Origin of the sequence: Pedobacter antarcticus, assembly GCF_900103515.1 — a bacterium.
Lineage (GTDB): Bacteria > Bacteroidota > Bacteroidia > Sphingobacteriales > Sphingobacteriaceae > Pedobacter > Pedobacter antarcticus.
The window spans coordinates 278,207-297,572 of sequence record NZ_FNGZ01000001.1 but is presented as its reverse complement, the minus strand read 5'-3'; the positions used below and the strand labels follow the sequence as shown (position 1 = coordinate 297,572).

At 41.6% G+C, this 19,366-nt stretch carries 11 protein-coding genes; 1 reads left to right on the top strand and 10 read right to left on the bottom strand.

The window, feature by feature from the left end; translation table 11 throughout:
- From BLR53_RS01230 to BLR53_RS01205, 6 genes are all read right to left on the bottom strand, one after another.
- The gene (locus BLR53_RS01230; protein WP_037444636.1) at positions 1-1,635 is read right to left on the bottom strand and encodes a TldD/PmbA family protein; all 1,635 of its coding nucleotides are present in this window, start codon (positions 1,633-1,635) and stop codon (positions 1-3) included.
- An 88-nt stretch (positions 1,636-1,723) separates the two neighbouring features.
- Positions 1,724-3,520: a hypothetical protein gene (locus BLR53_RS01225; RefSeq protein ID WP_074586436.1), complete on the bottom strand. Its 1,797-nt coding sequence runs from the start codon at positions 3,518-3,520 to the stop codon at positions 1,724-1,726.
- Positions 3,521-5,683: a DUF4175 family protein gene (locus BLR53_RS01220; RefSeq protein ID WP_074586434.1), complete on the bottom strand. Its 2,163-nt coding sequence runs from the start codon at positions 5,681-5,683 to the stop codon at positions 3,521-3,523.
- Positions 5,676-7,106 (bottom strand): BatA domain-containing protein, encoded by a 1,431-nt coding sequence (locus BLR53_RS01215; RefSeq protein WP_074586415.1) that lies wholly within the window; start codon positions 7,104-7,106, stop codon positions 5,676-5,678. Before BLR53_RS01215 ends, BLR53_RS01220 begins: the two co-directional genes overlap by 8 nt.
- 1 nt (position 7,107) lies before the next feature.
- Positions 7,108-7,995 (bottom strand): DUF58 domain-containing protein, encoded by an 888-nt coding sequence (locus tag BLR53_RS01210; RefSeq protein WP_074586413.1) that lies wholly within the window; start codon positions 7,993-7,995, stop codon positions 7,108-7,110.
- On the bottom strand, positions 7,995-8,993 hold the full coding sequence (locus tag BLR53_RS01205) for an AAA family ATPase (RefSeq protein WP_037444647.1): 999 nt from the start codon (positions 8,991-8,993) through the stop codon (positions 7,995-7,997). Before BLR53_RS01205 ends, BLR53_RS01210 begins: the two co-directional genes overlap by 1 nt.
- Before the next feature lie 151 nt (positions 8,994-9,144).
- On the opposite strand from BLR53_RS01205, the gene BLR53_RS01200 reads away from it, so the two are divergent.
- On the top strand, positions 9,145-9,774 hold the full coding sequence (locus tag BLR53_RS01200; RefSeq protein WP_037444648.1) for a DUF4159 domain-containing protein: 630 nt from the start codon (positions 9,145-9,147) through the stop codon (positions 9,772-9,774).
- Between the two features lie 73 nt (positions 9,775-9,847).
- Here BLR53_RS01200 and BLR53_RS01195 read toward each other — a convergent pair whose 3' ends face one another.
- From BLR53_RS01195 to BLR53_RS01180, 4 genes are all read right to left on the bottom strand, one after another.
- Positions 9,848-11,326, bottom strand: a complete 1,479-nt coding sequence (locus tag BLR53_RS01195; RefSeq protein WP_037444650.1) for a RagB/SusD family nutrient uptake outer membrane protein — start codon at positions 11,324-11,326, stop codon at positions 9,848-9,850.
- A 23-nt stretch (positions 11,327-11,349) separates the two neighbouring features.
- Positions 11,350-14,847 (bottom strand): TonB-dependent receptor, encoded by a 3,498-nt coding sequence (locus tag BLR53_RS01190; RefSeq protein WP_083331966.1) that lies wholly within the window; start codon positions 14,845-14,847, stop codon positions 11,350-11,352.
- A 218-nt stretch (positions 14,848-15,065) separates the two neighbouring features.
- Positions 15,066-17,807 carry a M14 family metallopeptidase gene (locus BLR53_RS01185; RefSeq protein ID WP_074586411.1) on the bottom strand — a complete coding sequence of 914 codons (2,742 nt, stop codon included), beginning with the start codon at positions 17,805-17,807 and terminating at the stop codon, positions 15,066-15,068.
- An 18-nt stretch (positions 17,808-17,825) separates the two neighbouring features.
- Positions 17,826-19,337, bottom strand: a complete 1,512-nt coding sequence (locus BLR53_RS01180; RefSeq protein WP_083331965.1) for a RagB/SusD family nutrient uptake outer membrane protein — start codon at positions 19,335-19,337, stop codon at positions 17,826-17,828.
- Positions 19,338-19,366 lie beyond the last annotated feature (29 nt).

Genomic DNA, 19,366 nt, shown 5'->3' with positions numbered 1-19,366 from the left:
TTAAATCTTTCTTGCTGTATTAATAACATTTACTCCATTGAATCTGGTAGTTGCACTACCATGTGACACCGCGCTGCTTTGAGAAGGCTGTCCTTTGCCATCATTGAATGATCCACCTAAACGGTAATCACTCTGATCACAAACTGCTGTACATGAGTTCCAGAATTCTTGTGTGTTAGACTGGTAAGACACGTCATTCAACATACCGACAATCTTACCTTCTTTAATCTCGTAGAAAAGCTGCCCGCCAAACTGGAAGTTATAACGTTGCTGATCAATAGAGAAACTACCGTCTCCTATGATATAAATTCCTTTTTCTACATTCTTAATCATATCGTCAACACTCAGTTTTTCTTTTCCTGCCTGCAAAGATATATTCGGCATTCTCTGAAACTGTACGTCATCCCATCCTTGTGAGTAACAGCATCCCTGAGATTCTTTCAATCCTATAATATGGGCCTGGTCACGGATAGCCTGATAATTAACCAGCACCCCATCTTTGATGATGTCCCACTTTCCGCATTTCACACCTTCGTCATCATAACCTACTGCTCCAAGAGAACCTGGCTGTAGTTTATCGGCAACAACGTTTACTTTATCACTGCCAAACTTGAAGTTTTTAGAACGCCATTTATCTAGTGTCAGGAAGCTTGTACCTGCATAATTGGCTTCATAACCTAATACCCTGTCCAGCTCAGTTGGGTGACCGACAGATTCGTGGATGGTTAACCATAAGTGTGAAGGGTCCAAAACCAAATCATATTTGCCTGGTTCAACAGATTTTGCTTTGATTTTCTCACTTGCATTTAAAGCCGCTGCTTTTACATCTTCCAGCATATCATAACGGCCTTTATAGCGGGTAACAATACCTGAGACTTTATCTTGCGGACGGGCTGTGAGATATTCATACCCCATACCCATCGGAGAACTCAGTGAATTACGGGTCTTGAACTTACCTGATTCGCGGTCTATACGGGTTACGTTAAATGTTGGGTATATTCTATGTACATCCTGATCGATATAAGAACCATCTGTGGAAGCAAAGTATTTCTGCTCATTGACAGCAAATATGACGGAGTTAACAAAGCTTGCTCCATTCTGCAGGGCAATATCATTTACATTTAATAAGAGATCTACTTTTTCTTTAACCGGAACTTCGAATGCATTTATTTCAATGGGTGTTTTCCAGCTAACTTCTCCAAATCCTTTCTGAGGAGCAAGTTGTACCGGTTCACCTTGGATTTTCGCATTTGCTTTCGCTACCGCGACAGCCTGTTCAGCTGCTTTTGCAATATCATCACGTGTTACTTTATTGGTCGCTGCAAAACCCCAGCAACCATCGGCCAATACTCTGACACCGACTCCATAGGATTCTGTATTTGCAATCCCCTGAACGCGCTTTTCACGTGTTGAGACAAACTGGTTAAGATAGCGACCGATTCTGATGTCTGCGTAAGAAGCTCCTTTTGACCTGGCTGCATTTAATGCCACGTCTGCCAGCTCCTTTTTAATTTTTACATCAACGCTTTCCAATGCCTGGAGAGGGTCGATCGTATTTCCGAAAGCTGAAAGATCAGGCAGCATTAAAGCACCCATACCCAGGCCGGATAAATAGAGAAAATCTTTTCTTTTCAATTGATTTGAATTAGGTTAATTAGGAATATCCCAATTTAGCTATTTATCAAAGTCAAAATATCAGATTTTCTATAACAATTTAGTTTCATTAGCCGTTTTGTTCCTGATTTTTCGACTCATACCATAGAAATGCAGCTGAAAGTAGAAATCCTGTATAAAACCACCATAGGGAAAGGTCTTCTTTTACGAAATTCGGGGCTTCGAAAGAAGAAGCGCGTCCATTTTGATTATTGATTAACTTACTATTAAAGTTTAATCTTTGAATATACCTGGCAGAACTCCAGTCGGAATTTGCATAGACATAAAATGCACTCTGATTGCCATTAACTGCTAAAGTATTCCATCCTGCCTGGCCGGACCAACCACTCACCTGCCACAAAGAATTAAATTGCGGGTGTTGTGATGGACTCCACCTGTTTTGATTGATACTCACCTGAGGCATTTTTTTACTATCAGCAACCTCCAAATTTAAGGTTAGCTTCTCAGAAATTACAGGAAATGATGTTTGCGTTTCATAACTAAAGCGTTCTGTAGTCTTACGAATTCCTGCGGCTATAATAGTTGACCAGAATATAGTGTAATCTGACTTCTTACCGTCCAGTACCCAATTATAGGTGGTAGGAATTACCGAGTAAAGTAACATTCCTGCTCCATTAATCCTGCCGCTGACCAAACCCTTTCCTGCTTTTGTCTGAACCAGCATTTTATAATCTGATGCGGGCTGAATAAAACTGGTCTGGCCCGCAGGTAACGCTGAAAAGCGATAAGCGTTATTTGTAAGCTCGGGAACAACTTCCTGCTCCTTGAATGAAGGAACATTTTCGGTATGTATGGAAAACTCCTGAAGTTTTTTCTGGTCACCGGACGACGCCCTGATCAACAGGCCCATTCCTCTGGCAGATGCACGGTCTACCTCTTCTTTTTCGCCCATACTTAAAGCAGTGAATTCGTCTTCATCTATAATCAGCAAGGCCGTTTTCTGTAACTGCTCTGTACTTATCCTTTCGAGCTTAACAACCGGTGTATTTAGAAAGTCTGTACTAAACTTATCTTTACTTATCCTACTACGCAACATCAATGGATACTGATGATCAAATAACCAATCTTTCAGAAATTTAAATTCAAAATCAGGCGCTGAGGATAACATTAAAATTGCTCCCGGAATCTCAGCTTTAACCTCGAATGGAACAGGTTCTTTTGCAATGGTGTCGTTACCTGCAATTGCAACTAGCCGGTAAATGGCCAGTCCGGTCTGTTTTGGCTGATCTCTAAAACTGAAGCTTATATTATTTCCACCTGGAACTGTAAGCGAATCCAAACGCGTACCAAAACCTTCCAGATAAATTTTAACAGTTTTATTTGTCTGATTTTTAAATGTCCCCTGCACCTGCAGAAATTCGGTAGATTTTAATTTGTTATTCCAACTGGCAGATACAATTCCAGCAGGCTCTTTGGGCGGATGAAAGCTGAAAGTATATTTATTCAGTTGTCGGACCTCTTCGGCAGATAAACCATAACCATAAATATTGATATGCCTAATTTCGGGATGATCAGCCAGATAATAGATCAGATCTGCAATATATTTTACCCTTGTTTTTTTTGAGGCCTGATAAAGTCCAGGATCTGTGGTATAAGATTGTATGCCGGCTGCCAGAACTTCATCCTTGGGTGTACCAGCAGTCAACAGATTGATACTATGACTATTGGAGACTCCCTTTACTTCGTACTGAACCGGAAAGATGAGCAATGCCAGGCAAAATACCAATACGACAGTTGCAGCTAATCTACCATAAAGATTATTTCTGTTCTTTCTTCTATATTCAAAGAACAGCAGAACAATTCCCAGTATTACACAAGCTATTAAGGCTATATATTTAAATTCCATTTAGCGCAGATCTTTTTTTAATTGATTAAAATACTGCTGATATAAATCAGAAGATGGCAAATCTGAACCAGCCTGCGGAACAGTCACTTCCTGCTCCAGCATTTTCCTGACACCTTTTTGTATGCGGTCAATTAAAGGCTTTTTAACTGAAGTACCACTTCTCAGTTCTCTGATCGCTCTTAGTGCTGGCAAATAGGTATCCGGATGATCTACAGCAGAAATTACGAGGTATTTCTCCATTTCCCAAAGATTAGCAGTGGCACCAGCATCAATTTCCGAAGCTGTTTTATATGTATCCAGGTAAGAAAGACCTTTTTTCAAGACTTCATCACGCTGGTCGGTCTTTACTTTTTTCTGCTCCATTACCGGTTGTCCAATCTTATCCAGTTCTCCAGAAAAGCGTTTTTCTTCTTTAAGCTGTGATACTTTTACTGTTGTTTTAGCAACAAATGCCCTTGACTTTTGCTGCAGATCTTTTAGCAATCTTAATGCCTTGTATGCAAATGGTAAAGCCTCCTGCGGCTGGTAGGTTCTTAATTTCAATTCAGAACTCCACATCTCGGTCAGTACCGCTTTTAATCTGCTTTTCACTTCCGGCTCAAAGAATGTAGCGTCTTCTGCGATATCATGTTTATGGGCGTAACTATCCATAATAGCCTGAACGTCACCGAATGCAGCTGCTTTCTCAGGTTCCTTTCCATGTGAATGTCCTTCTTCATGGTCATGACCCTCTTCGTCATGGTCGTGACCGCCACCAATCTCCGTTTCCGATTCTTCGCCCAGAAACTTTCCATAACGCATGCGCAACAGCTTCTGATCTGTCCCCAGATCATTACTCCTGGTTTTAAATTGCTGAACTGTAATTTTGGATTGTTCTGAAAGTAGCTTTTCCGTATCCATAATAATCTGTCGCTGACTTCTGAAGTATTCCGGTACCAGGTTCACGCCACTGGTCATTCCGGCAAGGCTCATCAACTCAGTGGTATCTGCGATAGAAACGAAATAAACATCGGAACGGCTCGCCTGTCCATAATTATCGGTCGCAGCCACGAAAAAGTAAAGTTCGTCTCCAGGCTTCATGCCAAGGGCATTCAAATCCAGTTCTTTCTGAAGCTTCATACTTTTCTGTGCATTGAAACTGGTATTAAAGACCAGCTTTTTCTCAGTAAAACTCACGCCCTCTCCTTTTCCACTGGCTAGCGTCGCCGAAATATAAGCGTTCTGAATGCCGTAATCATCGTCAAGGCTAACTTTCATATTCACTCTTCTTGCCTCGCCAAAATCTATAGTTGTATGTGGTTTTGGCTGCGTGATCTGAATAACAACCGGTCTGTCGGCGACGAGTTCAATCTGATATAAATCGGACTTCTTTCCATCCATCTCTATCTGATAAAAGCCTGGTTTTACCATTTTCCTACTCAATGTCCAGCTTTTCCCTTCTCCATTTTCCGACTGGAGATTGATTTTCTCCTTATCATTAAAAATAAACTTGAAATTCTTAACCGGAATAGAGGTTTGCATCTCCCAACGCAGAATTGCGCCATTTTCGGCTTTAATGCTCAATTGATTCTGTTTTCTTGAAGGCACTCCAGTATAGGCCGGAGGGATAATCTGTACCTGAATACGATTTAACTGTGGCGGTAAGCCCTGCCCCCTGGCTACACCTTCAGCGCTGTGCGATACGGAACCTGATAAAACCGCCGGACTACCAGATTTCAGATGCGGAATACCAATAAACAACAAAATAGCTGTAACCAGGTGAGCGGACAGACGTATGATGGTATTACCCGACAATATTTGAACTTTGATTCCAGATAGCGTATCGGCCACTTTCTGCTGCTGAAATAACTGTAATGTATTTAACTGATTGATCTCTTGTAATAAAAGTCCGGCACTCTCTTCTAACTCAGGGTGGCTGATATTAAGCGATCTGGCCACATCATATGTGCTGATTTTCCAGAATGGCTTAAACAAGGAGCAGCTTATAAAGCTCAGCACTACTAATGGTAATAATACCCAATTTCCGAAACCGATAAAGTGCATGATGACAGCACTTAAAGGTAAAGAAAACAACAAGCTGATGCACAAACGCTCGGCAAAAACCAACATCTGCCATTTCAATCGTAAATTTTCTATCCTATTTCTTCCTTCCTGTCTATCCATTATTCAGGTTTTTAAATTTACGGAAAGACAAAAATCGTTCGGCACAAAGCAGTACCAATAAAACGACCCATATATAATTTTCCAAAGAAGCCTGTTTGACCCTGTTTTTGACCTGTTCTTCTGGTCCGCCGAGATCGGAATTTTTGAGATCCGCAGCCCTTATTTTCTTAAAATCCGGTTTAAAAGTGCGCTGATCCTTTGCGCTCCGGACGAAACCATTTTTATCCTGCTGCTCTGAATTGTCTATCAGAAGCGGAATAAGCCTTCTTACGAATTGTGAAGACCAGACCAGGTCTGACCAGTTAGGGTTTAAACGGCTGTAGTAGCCATACTCTATAACATTTTTATGCTCAGACTTTGAAAGCACTGTGCTGCCAAAACTGTCTGTCCATACCGGCACTCCAGTGTCTGAAGCTGCATTAATCCTTCGGTTTAAATGGATAACCGGCGTATTACCGGCTCCCATATCTGCAAAATGGAATGTTGAATTTATGGCTTCTGATTTACCAGGTTTATAACTGAATACTTTTCCACCGTTTTTCATCCCGGAAAGCATCTGTTCTGGTAACTGACTCTCTGAAAACCAGATCAGCACATCTGCAGTTTCTATGCGGCCTGGCTGATAATCTGAAAGTATAATGTTACTCTTGCTATATTTAGAATAGGCTTGCACAGCAGCCCGGATATATCGTGCGTCCTTAGGATAGTTTCCAGCATTAACCATTATATTTACCTGCTTCACTGCCGAAGGAACTTTCGTGTAAACTGTTGATCCGGGTGTGGACACACCCTCATATTTTCCGGTTATCAGATCGGATGTCCAGGTTGCAACGGTATCTTTGGAAGGCAACGATATCCATTTAAGATCAATGTTTAATGAAGGCATTACTTCGCCGAATTCTTCGAGCCTCTGATCAGCAAAAACAACTGTCCTAAAACCTGTTTTCTTCTGCTGATCTAACACCTGAAGTAAATTAAAATAACCAACTGATAATGTGTCATTTGAATTTATAGAATTCGAAGTATCTTTAAGTGATATCTGCTGAAAACCAGGTGACAGGTCGTGGATACTATAGCCTGCTTTTAATAAAGAATCTATAGTCTTACCGTGCTCTTGATAAACCGGTACAAGCTGTTGTTTTTTTAATAAGATCCAGCCTTTGTCAGCTGTCCTTTTATCATTACGGTTGAGGAACGGTTTGGCGATTAGAAAGGCGATGAAAAGCAGAATTAGCAGGCGCAGTAATAACAATAATAAGTCGGTTAACTTATAACTTCTGGAGCTCAGCGGAGAACTTTCTCCGAGAAGCGCTATACTGCCGATTCTTAAGGTCTTACCCTGCTTAATATTCCACAAATGGATTAGCAGGGGAATTAACATTCCAGCCAGCGCCAGCAAACCGATCGGATATAAAAACTGCACGTTATACTCTTAATTTAGTTCTCTGTTTCAAAAAATCCCTCAAAGCCTGATCTAATGGCTCATCGGTAACCATTAACCGGTAATAAATGCCTCTGTCGAGCAGTTCAGTCCTGGTTTTCTCCAAGTAATCTTTCATTTGCTGTTGATATTCCTGCCTTACCTTAGATTGATCTATCTGAATAGATTTACCACTCTCCAGATCTTCAAATGTTGAATATCCTTTATAATCAAGCTCTAGTTCATTTCTGGAAAGCAGATGAAAAACCAGCACTTCATGACCTAAACTTGTCAGCGTGTCTAATAAGGTAAAGATCTCTGCATTGGTCTGGTATAAATCTGTCATTAATATCAGCAGCTCCCTGTTTTTGGAACCAGCATAGAGCTCCTTATAATGAACCGGTGTTGTAAATTTTCCTCGGGGCTTGATCTGTTCAAGTTGATAGAATATCCTGGACAAATGCTGAAAATCCTGTTTAGCCGCCAATGAATAAATCCCTTTTTCTTCAAATACATACAAACCCAATGCATCTCCCTGTAAGTTTCCAAGATAAGCGAGTGATGCGGCAAGGTAACGCGCATAGTCGATTTTTGTAAATTCTCCGTCCTGATGTTCCATTGAAGCACTGGCATCAATGAGCATTCTGATGGAGATATTGGTTTCTATTTCTGATTCCCTTATAAAATAACGATCCGACCGGGCAAACATCTTCCAGTCCAGTGAGCGAAGGTCATCTCCAGGCTGATAGCTCCTGTATTGGCTAAATTCCATACCGGGCCCTTTAACTGCACTCTTATTTATTCCGCTCATCATCCCATCTACAGTCATCTTAGCAGAAAGAGACAATTCTTTAATCGCCATCATTATTTTAGGATCCAGCAACGAACTCATTACAACTTGGTTTGTATTCTGGAAATACTTTTAAATAATTCTGCCGTAACCATATCCGGGTGGACGCCCTCGGCCTCTGCTTTAAAATTCATTAAAACACGGTGTCTGAGTACAGGATAAGCCATATGCTGTATATCTTCCATTACCACAGCATAACGTCCCTGAATCAAGGCTTTAGCTTTTGCTGTGAGAATTAGTGCCTGCCCTGCTCTTGGCCCTGCACCCCATCTTACCCATTCTTTCACATATGATACTGTGGAGGTATCTGGTCTGGTAGCCCTGATAAGTTCACTTACATAAGTGATCAGATCGTCACTGATACTCACTTCGCGCGTAAGTGCCTGCAATTGTTTAATTTCTTCGGCACCAATTACCGCTTCTACTTTATGTTTAACCCCACCTGTAGTGCTGCTTAGGATTTTCACCTCATCTGCAGCGGTAGGGTAACCAATTTTAATATAAAGCAGGAATCTATCCAGCTGCGCCTCGGGTAAAGGATAAGTACCTGCCTGTTCTATAGGATTTTGTGTCGCCAATATAAAAAACGGACGGTCCAGCGGATAAGTTTGTCCTGCATAGGTTACTTCAAACTCCTGCATCGCTTCTAGTAATGCGGACTGCGTTTTTGGCGGCGTCCTGTTAATTTCATCCGCAAGAATGATATTCGCAAATAAAGGCCCTTTATTGAACTTAAAAAAGCGCTTGCCTGTCACATGATCTTCTTCCAGAATTTCCGTTCCAACGATATCCGTCGGCATCAGGTCTGGTGTAAACTGAATTCTCCTGAAGGACAAGTCTAAAGCCTGTGACATGGTCCTCACCATTAGTGTTTTGGCCAGACCAGGCACTCCTTCCAACAAGCAGTGTCCACCAGCCATGAGCGCAACCAGCATCTCTTCAATGATAGCATCCTGCCCGACTATTACTTTTTGAATTTCAGTTTTTAACTGTGCTATTTTCTGTATTAAAACTTTGATGTTACTTTCTGATATTTCCAAAGCAATTGATTTTTAGTAGATAATGAGAATGTGCCTCAATATAGGGCATATTCAGTAAAAATTTCAGGCATAAATCTGAGAATATCAAAAAAATTACAACAATACGATCTATAAAAATGGTGAATAATTAAAATTGATTTATTTTAGACCAATGCAAAGATCAAAATTTACTTTTGCCAGAATCAAGTACAGTTCAGGCAACTGGGACACCGACCAGCGTATGCCTTCGAACCTGCTTAATTCTTTGCTGGAGTACACAAGTATTCCTTTGGAGAAGGAAGAGAAAATTGTAGAACTCAGCAGCAAAGACATCTTTAAATATCCTTTCTGCTATCTGAGCGGCCATAAACTCGTGCAGTTTAATCAGGCTGAAGCCGCTAACTTCAAACAATATATTAATAATGGAGGGTTTGTTTTCGTCGATGACTGTAATCACGATATCGACGGACTATTTGCAAAGTCATTTGAAACCCAAATGGGTAATCTTTTTGGTCCGCAGGCACTGAAAAAGATCGCGAATAACCATCCTATCTATAACTCCTTCTTTAAATTTGAAAATGGCCCTCCAACAACATCTTTTGAACTCAATGGCTGGGGTGACGACCTGGTTCATGACTACCTGAAAGCTATCACAGTCAATAACAGAATTGGTGTGTTATATAGTAATAAGGATTATGGTTGCGAGTGGGATTATGATTTCCGGAATAAACGTTTCCTTTCAGAGGACAATACAAAGTTTGGCGTAAACATTATTCTTTATGCCATGGGCATTAATTCCTGATCGTACAAATGCCTCTTACTATCCTGAGATAAAGTAAGAGGCATTGCTCAAATATCTATTTGGTTATGAAGCCTTAGATATCCTTGTTGTAAAGTGATTCTGTATTTGGAATCGGCCATAAATAATTCGGATTCTCGGGATTAATCTGTGGAACAGGCGAAGAACCTAGTGGCGTTTTCGCAGGCACAGATAGTTTTAACCGCATTAGATCTGCGTTGCGGATACCCTCTCCTAAAAATTCAATATGACGCTCATGTATAATTTTGCTGATCAGCTCTGGTTGACTGGAAGCTGTTAGAGTCGTAGTTTGGTCAGCTCTTTGTCTGACAGCATTTAGTAGAGCCAGGGACCTGGAATCCACCCCGTTAACATTAGCTAGTGCTTCTGCCAGATTTAATAAGACTTCGGCATACCGGATTACCGGTACATAATCGGTGTACGGAGACCCGGTTGCATATTTAGTACTCCACTGTCTGCCTTTATTCCCACCCGCAATTGTTGTAAAAACCAATGCCCGGCGCTTGTCTGTTGTTTTCCAGAGCGGATCGCTCACAATGCCGCCCTCAAATAGATAAAAATCTCCAGTGCCTGCTGAGCCTAATCCTGTTGCATTTGCCCCATCAGGAAGATAAGCATTTGCAAGTGAGGTACCCGGTACATCTGTATTAGAAAAAGGCATTGAAAATACCGATTCTGTCGTGGTATAGGGCGCTTTAAAAATTGCAGTAACTTCCGTCTGCAAAGCATTTTTCACTCCTGTTGGCGCGACAAATGGTGCGGTAGCCGGCACAATCTTATCTGCTTCTTTAATCACATTCGCATAATCTCCCATGCTCAGGTAAACATTTGTTTTGGCTGATATGACAGTATTTACATGCGCACGTGTAGTGTTTAATGCTGCTGAAGAATAGTTTGCCGGCAAATTAGCTTCTGCATAATCCAGATCTGTTATAATCTGTTTATAAACCTCTGCTACTGAGCTTCTGGCAAGATTATACTCCGCCAAGCCTTTGTTCGGTGTTAAGCGCAATGGCAAACCTTTACCCTGCCCATTATTTTTTGTGAAAGGCTCTGCATACAACTGAAGCAGGTAATAATAAGACAGGCCACGCAGGAAACGAGCTTCAGCAAGATAATTATTTGCAATCTGTGGCGTCAACACTTTAATTCCCTTCTCCTCCATACTGGAAATAAAAACATTACAGGCATTAATGATCTGATAGCCTTGCGTCCATACTGCAGAAACATCAGATATTCCTGGATCCACAGTCATCTGATAGGTTAACCCACCACGGGTCGGATTCAGGTTGGTAGAAATAAAATCCCCACTCCTGGCCTCACTATAATAAATGTATTGTGTTCCGAAAAATCCAGATCCTTTAAATGTGGCGTATAAGCCATTCACGAGAGTTGCGATACGATCAGGTGAATCATAAGCAGAGGCATCTGAAATCAGTGAAGTTGGGATCGGGTTAAGTTTACTCTCTTTTTTACAAGCTGTTAAGGACATTACCATGCCCATAACCAGCATACTTTTAGCTATTAATTTCATAATTGAGCAATTCATATTTTTAATTAAAACCCTACTTGTACACCCAGCGTAAATGTTCTGGCATTTGGCGTCATATTCTTATCGAATCCCTGCGTTGCAGTCGCATTGCCGGTACTGGTCACTTCAGGATCTGCACCTGGATACGGTGTAATGATTGCCAGGTTCTGGCCGCTTACATAAAATCTGGCACTTTCAATTTTAACTTTTTCCATTACAGATTTAGGTAATGCATACCCAAGCGTCACATTTTTCAATCTCACAAAATCGCTTTTGTATACATTTGCGGTAATCGGTAAAGAATATCCCCATGAAGTAATGTCCCCGTCCTGTACTTTCGGCACATCGGTGATATCACCTTTTTTCTGCCATCTGTCCAGAACTTTCACATCATTATTCTGGAAACGGTAATCCATCAAAGAAGCCTGGGTAGCATAATACATATTACCGCCGAACTGATAGGTTAGCATAACATCTAGATCAAAATTCTTATAGCGGAATGTATTAGACAAACCACCATAGAATTTCGGATTGGTGTTTTTATAGATAACACCATCATCGGTTGTAGTTACCGCCTTCGCAATAGATCCGTCCTCATATTCCCATTGATTATGACCCGCGGCAGGCACTTGCTCATAATAAACTTTTCTGCCTGAACCATCCAGAAAAATCCTTCTTCCGGTTTCAGGATCAACGCCATCAGTCCTGATTGCATAGATCATTCCAACAGGCGAGCCCGGAAGAGAGATAGATACCATTCCGGAAGACCCTCCAACGTCGTTGATAATCAAACTAGACACACCCGGAGCGAGTGATTTAACCTGATTTTTATTATAAGAAATATTAAAGTTTGTATTCCATCCAATATCATCTTTCTTAATGAGCACGCCGTTCAGTGACAGCTCAATACCAGTATTATACATACTGCCTACGTTTGCCAGCACTGTGTTCTGATTAGCACCAGGCAAACCGGCCGATGCCGGGACCGGCACCCCGAAGATCAGACCATCAATATTATTTTTGTAATAGGATAAATCTGCTGTTAAACGGTAATTAAACATACTGAAGTTAATACCAAGGTCTGTTTTCTTACTGGTTTCCCATTGCAAATCCGGATTTCCTGCTGCCGAGTAATAAAGTCCCGGTAATCCACCGTACAGGTTCGCACCATAGGTCGATAAACTTGCATAATCGCCAATTCCGGAAAGATTTCCAACCTTGCCATAGCTCGCTTTAAACTTAAAAGAGTCGAACACTTTCGACATCGCAGAATTTGCCCAGAAGCCTTCCTGATTCAATTCCCATGCACCTGAGAAACCCCAGAAATTACCTGCTTTATTTTGTAAACCGAGTACAGATGCTTCATCACGTCTGAAATTCGCTGTCAGGAAATATTTCCTTGCATAGTTATATTGAACACGTGAGAATAAAGAGATCAGGTAATTATAAGATTTTTGATTCGCTGTATTGCTAACTGCCACGTTACCGAATCCACCTTGTATATCCGTATAAAACGGATCCGACTGATTAGAACGATTTATCCCGAACCTGTCTCCGTTTGTGGTTTGCTCCTCTTCACCTAATAACAGGTCGAAAGAATGTTCTTTAAATTTCCTGTTTGCCGTTAGCGTATTAGTCCAGACATTTGTTTCCTTCTTCGCTGAAACGCCTGTCGCACTTCCATTTGAACTCATACCTTCATTGGTACGCGGATCAAAATAACGATTAGTTCTGCTGTACATGTTATTCACGCCATATGCCGTTCTGAAAGTAATCCAGGGTAGCGGTGTGATTTCACCATATATATTGGACTGAATGTAGTTATTAGAAGTATTGTCACTATTTGCCTGTAAACTCAGAACCGGATTGGTATATCCCAGACGTGCGGTTGAAGTCAGGTGACCTGCGTTATCCATAATCCCGACATTCTGCCCGATAACATTAAATGTGCCGTCGGCGTTATATGGTCCGACTATCGGTGCAGTAATAAAGCCAAGCCGGTAAGCTACGGAGTTCGAAGATACTGAACTGACCCCGGTACCAGTTGATAGGATTGCTGAGGTTTCGTCGCTGCTATAATTAGTTTTGGAACCAACCTTAAACCAATTATTTACCTTATGCTCTACATTATAACTAACAGATTTCCTTTCATAATCGTTACCTTTAAGAATACCCTGACGATCGGTATAACCTACTGAAAAATAATACTTAGTTGCATCATTTGCACCAGACAAACTGATATTATGATTTTGAGAATTACCGGTGCGAAATATGTAGTCGTACCATCTGGTGTCAATCACGCTACCATTTGCATCCAGTGAAGTGCCATAATAGTTTTTCACTGGATCATAAGTCCCGGCATTTTTTAAACCTTCATTCTTAATTTCAAGATACTGCGCTCCATTTAACACTTCAGCAAGACGGGTAGCTTTACTATTTCCATAATAGGCATTATATGAAAACTTAGCTTTCCCTTTTTTACCTGATTTAGTAGTAATAAAAACAACACCGTTAGCCGCCCTGCTTCCATAGATACTCGTCGCTGCCGCATCTTTTGCAATGTCAATACTTTCAATATCATTCGTATTAATTGCTGATAAGGGATTGGAAGCTGCATTTCCCCCGACACTAACATCTTCGGTAAACATAGGAACCCCATCTACAACAATAAGCGGATAAGAACTTAAAGAAAGAGAATTTGTCCCCCTGATCCTGAAAGTAGGTGCCTGATTTAGAACACCATCGTTAGCTGTCATGTTCACACCAGTCGCGCGGCCATTCAAAGCACTCTCAAAACTTGCTACAGGTTGCTCAGCAAGTGCACTTCCCTTAACGCTCGAGATACTTCCTGTAACTTCAGATTTCTTCTGAACGCCATATCCAATTACAGTCACTTCGTTCAGATCTGATTTATCAGGCTCTAACTTAACTATCACGTTTGCGGCTGCTTTAACCTCTTTAGGCTGATACCCAACAAATGAAATCACCAACGTAGCGCCTGTTTCCACTCCTTTTAATGCAAAATTTCCATTTGCATCGGTCATTGTACCTAAAGATGTTCCTTTAGCTTTAACAGAAGCTCCAGGGAGCGCCATTCCTCTTTCGTCCAGCACTTTACCCCTTACATCCATAAAAGCATTTGCTTTGGGTGTAATCAATATGGTATTATTCTTCAACTGATATTCAAATGGCTGGTCGCTGATCGAGCGGTCAAGCACGTCACGCAGAGAACGGTTCTCCATATGAATCGTAACGGGATGCGCTTTATCGAGCATATCCGCATTATACAGTAATTTATAACCGCTTTGTTTTCTAATTTCATCGAGTACCTTATTCAGGGGTACATTATTTTCTGATAAAGTGATATTATTGACTTGCCCGCTGGCATTCACCTGCAAAATGGTGGTGCTGACAATCATCACGCTAAGTTTACCGATTAAACTTATTTTGTTATGAAAAACAGCTTTCCTGTTCCTGTATTCCTGATAACAACGTATGAGGGCATTGGATAAATAGAAATTCATAATGCTACTGGTTTAGAAGATTATAGATAAATTACATAAGGTAGAGGTAGATGAATCTGACAGTTGGTTAGACCGCCTGTGTGTGCTGTGTCTGGTTCCTGTTACATAGGCTTATCGATTAATTTTTTTCAAAAATCAGGGCAAAGACCTTCCATGAAGCCCCCTGCTGTTTAAAAAACGGCAGGGGACAACCTTAAAAGGAGTTTAGAATTGGTGGTTTATTTTTTTAGATAAAGCTCATTGAAGAGCAGTTTAAAGGTACTGTGAGACTGAGCTCTGAAAGTGATTTCTGGTCCGAAAGCGTAAAGTTTACCTTTACCTACTGGTGCAACAAAAGCTGCCACACCGTCTTTAAGGTAGCTTTGTCCCCATGCCCACCCGCTTCTCAGCGAATCTTCTTTACCGAACCAGATTAAAGGTTTAATACCCTGTGCTTCTGCCCCGTCAGCAAAGTGAAATACGGGACTGTTGTTATAGACTACGTCTGCTTTTGCGGGCATTCCCCAATTAGAAGGCAGACTGGTATCTACATTAACCTGGAGAATACTACCCGGAATATAAAATTTATCACCTGGCAGGTTTACTTCCTTACCGTCCTTAGTCTCTACAAGTGCATTCTTAACAGGCAGACCTAGATGATAAGCCAAATTTGTACTGCTACCGATAGTAACTATGTTACCCCCTTCTTCCAGGAAAGCTTTAAGCTGTGGAATGGATTTATCTGGTGTGATGCTTCCTAACCAGCCGCGGAATTCTGCAGGTACTTCATCTTCCTTGGGCATTCTGCCCCATACCGGCTCAGTTCTGCCCACAGGTGGAATACCTCCGCTAATGAACAAGATCATATCATATTTACTGCGTAATTTTCCCTGGTCGATATCTTTTGGATAAACCAACTGGAAGGCAAAGTGATACTGCTCCATAATCCAACGTACCCAACCGGATGGCATAGAACCGCCGTATTGGTCGAACAAGGCAATTTTTGCTGGAGTGATTTTAACAGCACCATTTGGCTTACCTTTTACACCAGTAGCTGCTGTCCCGAATTCTACACCTGATTTCTGCAAAATTGCCAGACCTTTAGCCGGCACATAAAATGAACCCGCAGGCATCTTGTCCTGTGCACTGTTAATTCTCGATACTTCAATACCAGCTTTTAGTAAATCATTAACAACTATAAACGAGTTGTTAACCGCAGCACTTAACAGATAACCACCAGCCGATGGCGTAACTTTAGCTACCGGTGCATTTTGAAGCTCACCATAAGCCACGCGCTCGAAAGGCCCTTCAAAACCTTCTAGAATACGATCGAACTGAACACCCATCTGGAAAGCTAAAGTCCAGCCTGCTGCGTCGTAAGGACGAACCGGAGGACCTCCGGGATACTGGAAATCATTAGGGTGATCTTGTGGTTCAAACATATCAAGAACATGTGGACGGAATGCCTGATTAGTTTTAACAATATAAGATCCCGCAGGATATTTTTTGCCATTAACGCTAAAAGCAGCCGTTGCACGCTCTACCAGAACTCCAGATTTCAGCAAAGAATTAATGTATTTTACTGCGGTCGGGAAATCTGACTGATCTGCCGGAATAATATAGCCCCTTGCGTCACGCAGCGCAGGGTTTTTAAGCACGTCGTCATAATATTTCATTGGAATTTCAGGACCACCACGACCGACAGATTCGCTCTTCGCAATCAGGCCAGCTTTCTTATCTTTCTCGTAAGCCGCATTAATAGAAGCGATATACTTCGGTTGTAAAGTCCAATTATCCTGATTACCTTTCTGAATAGCATTACGTCCCATTACGTAAATATTATACAGCAATTTATCGCTGCTTCGGCTCGCGTAATCCAGGATTGCATAATTCATAGAAACAGAATAATCAATCGACTTTCTGAATTTCCATTCCTGCGGGGTTATCGGATATGGTGTTGCATTATTAGGGATTAACCTTTCCGGTACCAGGGCAATTTTTGATGGTGTAGGGTTTCCTGTAGTTTCTGTGAGGATACCAATCATATTATGGAAATATGGTGTTGTTCTGAGTCCACCGTTCCACCATGTAGAATAAACAGAGCCGCTTAAACGGGTATATCCTGGTTTTCCTTCTGCGTTCAACCTGTTGATCATTGAGGCTGCAACGCCGTCAATACCGGTAATCAGTAAAGGATCATAAGCGAAATTGAAAGGATCACGATATGGAGGCCCTGCAACCACCGCTCCCTCAGGTGAGGTCTGGTGATGGTTATAGATGATTTGCGGCATCCATTCTACATATTGCTGTTTGGAGATATTTGTCGTCTCCTTCATATTCATCATATAGAAATCACGGTTGTTATCATGCCCAATATATTTCTGATATAGACGCGGTATATTCATATTCCGTTTAGACAAGTCTTTACCCTGCATATACCAGTTTGAAACTAATTCCTGCCCATCCGGATTAACTTGAGAGAGGAGTATAATCACGTCATCCAGAATGCGCATTGTTTCAGGGTCCTTACGGCTCACCAGCTGATAATAGGTCTCGAGTAATTGCTGGGTAGCCACAGTTTCTGTTGCATGTAACCCTCCATCAATCCAAACCACTGGCTTACCTTCAAGGGACAGCTTTGCGGCTTCCTCGTCTGTCAGGTTTTCTGCTCTTGCTAGTTTTTGGGAGATTTCTTTATATCTGTCAATCTTCTTCAAGTTGGCAGGTGAAGAAACGATCATCACATATTGCTTACGGTTTTCCTCTGTACTCCCTATTTCGCGGAGTAATACCCGGTCAGAAGCGGCGGCCAGCTTCTTAAAATAAGCCTCTGCCTGGGTGTAATTGGCCAGGCTATAATCATCCCCGATATTAAATCCGAAATGTTCCTTAGGACTAGGAATGGTTTGGGCCATTACCGGCCCGGCACATATCAATGCGCTTAGGGCCATACCGTATAAAAGGTGTTTGCAATTCATCATCGTCTGTTTGTTTAATAATTAGTTATTTACCATTAATTTATTCAGAATCAATTCGTCATTCGAAATCGGGAAAATATAGTTAGGTGAAGAAGGATCTGCTGCAGGTACAGAATGTGCAGGTTTTGCCGGAATGTCTAATCCTAACCTCATAATATCACTATTTCTGATTCCCTCTCCCAAAAATTCTATTTGTCTTTCTTTTATAATCGCTTTGGTCAATTCCGTAGCACTGCCAAAATTAGAAATAGTATAAGTTTTGCTTTTATCGGACCGGTTCCTCACGGCATTCAATAAAGCAACGGCTCTGCTGTCCACACTGGAAGTACTTTTTGTTAATGCTTCCGAAAGGTTCAGTAGAACCTCCGCATATCTGATTACGGGCGCATAATCCAGATAAGGTGCTGCCTGAGAATACTTAAACAACCATGTTTTTTTAGTAGAAGGTCCGATCTTCAAAAAAGACCTTCTTGCATCAGCAGCAGACCAATCCGGATCAGCAACAATTCCATTAGGGTTCAGCGAGTATTCGCCTGCACCATTGCTGGAAGTTGTTCCTCCATCCCTGGTACCCGGCAAATAATAACCAGCTAATGCGGGGCCCGGTGCATCATTACTGGAAAACGGCATAGAGAAAATTGATTCATCGGAAGTATAAGGCGCTGTAAATACATTTTTCACGTCAGCTTCCAATGCATTTTTCACACCGCTTGTAGTGGTGAAAGGCGCTCCCGCGGAAATAATTTTGTTTGCTTCGGTAATTACTTTTGCATAATCCTGCATACTGAGAAACACACGGGTTTTCAGGGCTATAGCTGTATTTTTATGTGCTCTGGTTGTGTTCAGAACGGCCGAGGCATAGTTAGCCGGAAGGTTTGCCTCTGCAAAGTCCAGATCCTGTAGAATTTGTGCATAAGTTTCTTTTACGCTGCTTCTTGCCAGGTTATAATTACCCGGTTGCTTATTACCTTCCAGACGTAAAGGAAGTCCTGGTTTAGAGCCTGCACCATCCAAATATGGTCTTGCATAAAGTTGTAACAGATTATAGTAAGCGAGTGCACGAATTAACCGCGCTTCTGCAATATAAGCCGCAGCGGTCTCTGCACCTACTACTGCCGTACCAGTGTTGTTCATGCCATCAATAAACACATTGGCAGCATTAATAGCCTGGAAACCAAACTCCCAGATCTGAACGACATCATTCGTTGTCGTTTGATTCAGCAATTGATAAGTAGTTGCACCTGTCGCTGCATTCAAATTGGTACAAATAAAATCTCCGGCCCGGATATCACTGGCAATCGTATACCAGCTTCCCAGAAAGCGTCCCTTTTTAAGTGTAAAATAAAGTCCGTTTACCTGATTCTGAATCCGGGGTGCAGTACTGAATGCAGCTGCGTCAGTAATCAGTGTGGTAGGATCCGGGTTAAGGAGTTCATTTTTTTTGCAGGCAGAAAGCAGCATCAGACAGGTACCGAATACCATTAACTTCCTGAAGCTGAATTTATATTTAAATAAGTGTGTCGATCTTTTCATTGTCAATTTTTTAATTAGCGTTTTCTGAT

Coding starts and splice junctions, on each gene's coding strand:
- BLR53_RS01225 (WP_074586436.1), bottom strand. CDS start 3,520: ATGGAATTTAAATATATAGCCTTAATAGCTTGTGTAATACTGGGAATT.
- BLR53_RS01220 (WP_074586434.1), bottom strand. CDS start 5,683: ATGGATAGACAGGAAGGAAGAAATAGGATAGAAAATTTACGATTGAAA.
- BLR53_RS01210 (WP_074586413.1), bottom strand. CDS start 7,995: ATGAGTTCGTTGCTGGATCCTAAAATAATGATGGCGATTAAAGAATTG.
- BLR53_RS01200 (WP_037444648.1), top strand. CDS start 9,145: ATGCAAAGATCAAAATTTACTTTTGCCAGAATCAAGTACAGTTCAGGC.
- BLR53_RS01195 (WP_037444650.1), bottom strand. CDS start 11,326: ATGAAATTAATAGCTAAAAGTATGCTGGTTATGGGCATGGTAATGTCC.
- BLR53_RS01190 (WP_083331966.1), bottom strand. CDS start 14,847: ATGAATTTCTATTTATCCAATGCCCTCATACGTTGTTATCAGGAATAC.
- BLR53_RS01185 (WP_074586411.1), bottom strand. CDS start 17,807: ATGATGAATTGCAAACACCTTTTATACGGTATGGCCCTAAGCGCATTG.
- BLR53_RS01180 (WP_083331965.1), bottom strand. CDS start 19,337: ATGAAAAGATCGACACACTTATTTAAATATAAATTCAGCTTCAGGAAG.